Below are 1591 nucleotides of genomic sequence, written 5' to 3'. Positions count from 1 at the left end.
GAGATCTACCTCGCCGGCACGGACGGGCTCATGCGGTCGAACTCGCGGCAGCTCATCGAAGACCCCGGCACCTACGCGCAGAGCGTCATCGACAACGGCACGACGGCGGCGGACGCCGACCGGATCGTGGCGGTGGGCGACAGTGCGATTCTGCAGAACGTCGACCAAGAGCCGGTCCGCCGCGCGCTGGCCGGCCAGTCCGGCACGATGACCTCGTCCCAGTACATCGGCAGCGAGAGCATCACGGCGTACGGCCCGGCCAACATCGAAGGCCTGGACTGGGTCGTGGTCGCGCGCATGGAGACGTCGGAGGCCTTCGCGCCGATCACCGATTTCACCCGCACGCTGCTGCTGTCGACCCTGGGGCTGGTGCTCGCGATCAGCGTGCTCTCGCTGCTGCTGTCGCAGGCGTTCACCGGGCCGATCCGCCGGCTGGCCGTGGCCGTGCGGCGGATCGCCGGGGGCGACTACAGCGTGCGCGTCGCAGCGGGCGGCTCCGACGAGATGGGCGAGCTGTCGCGTGATTTCAACGAGATGGCCGCCGGCCTGCAGATCAAGCAGGATCTCATCGACCGCCAGCGGGCGGAGAACGACCGCCTGCTGCGGACGCTCATGCCCGACAGTCTCGCCGCCCGCTATCGCGAGGGCGAGCAGACGATCGCGGAGCAGCACGAGGACGTGGCCGTCGTCTACGCCGAGCTGCTCGGCTTCGACGACTTCAGCCGCGCTCTCGACGGACAGCAGGAGACCCTCGCGCTCAACGAGCTCATGCGCGGCTTCGACGAGGCGGCGGAGCGCGCCGGGGTCGAGTCGGTGCGCACCCTGCGCGGCGGATACCTCGCCAGCTGCGGCCTCACGGTGCCACGCGTGGACAACGCCCGGCGTGCCGTCGACTTCGCACTGGGGATGCGCGCGCACGTGCAGCGCTTCAACGAGCGCACCGGCGCCGCGTTGGATCTGCGCGCGGGCGTGGACACGGGCGCGGTCACGAGCGGGCTGGTCGCCCGTGCGAGTCTCGCCTACGACCTGTGGGGCGACGCGGTCGATCTGGCCAGTCGCGTGCGACGGGCGGCGGATGCCGGGGGCGTCTACGTGAGCGATGCCGTGCACGATCGGGTGCACGGGCTCTGGGAGTTCACCGAGGTCGGCACCGTCGACGCCTCCGGCCACACGAGCACCGTCTGGCGGATCGACGCATGATGTCGGTGCTCGCAGAGGGGTGGGTCTGGTGGGTGGGGGCGCTCGCCATCGGCGTTCCCCTCGTCCTGGTGGTGCTCACGGAGATCATCGGCGCGCTCCGCCGCCGCCGCAGCCCGGCCGTCCGCCCTCTGCTGCTGCTGCGCAACGCGGTGGTTCCCGTTGCGGCACTGGTCGTGCTGCTCGCCTTCGCAACGCGGTCGGACCAGGACCTCGTCTGGGTGCGCATCGTCGGCACGGTGCTCGGGTTCCTGCTCATCCTGCTGGTGCTGAGCGGCGTCAACGTCGCCTTGTTCTCGACGGCGCGTGAGGGCACGTGGCGCGAGCGCGTGCCCACGATCTTCGTGGAGATCGTGCGGTTGCTGCTGGTCGTGGTGGGACTCGCCGTGCTGTT

At 70.7% G+C, this 1591-nt stretch carries 2 protein-coding genes; both read left to right on the top strand.

Features of this window, described 5'->3' with window-relative positions; genetic code table 11:
* The coding region (locus I5I_RS02620) for an adenylate/guanylate cyclase domain-containing protein (protein WP_036316164.1) at positions 1 to 1200 on the top strand (1200 nt) is incomplete at its 5' end.
* The coding region (locus I5I_RS02615) for a hypothetical protein (protein WP_239639996.1) at positions 1197 to 1591 on the top strand (395 nt) is incomplete at its 3' end. The genes I5I_RS02620 and I5I_RS02615, both read left to right, overlap by 4 nt.

It is taken from the genome of Microbacterium sp. B24, from assembly GCF_000333415.1.
Lineage (GTDB): Bacteria > Actinomycetota > Actinomycetes > Actinomycetales > Microbacteriaceae > Microbacterium.
This window is presented reverse-complemented; position numbering and strand designations above follow the sequence as displayed.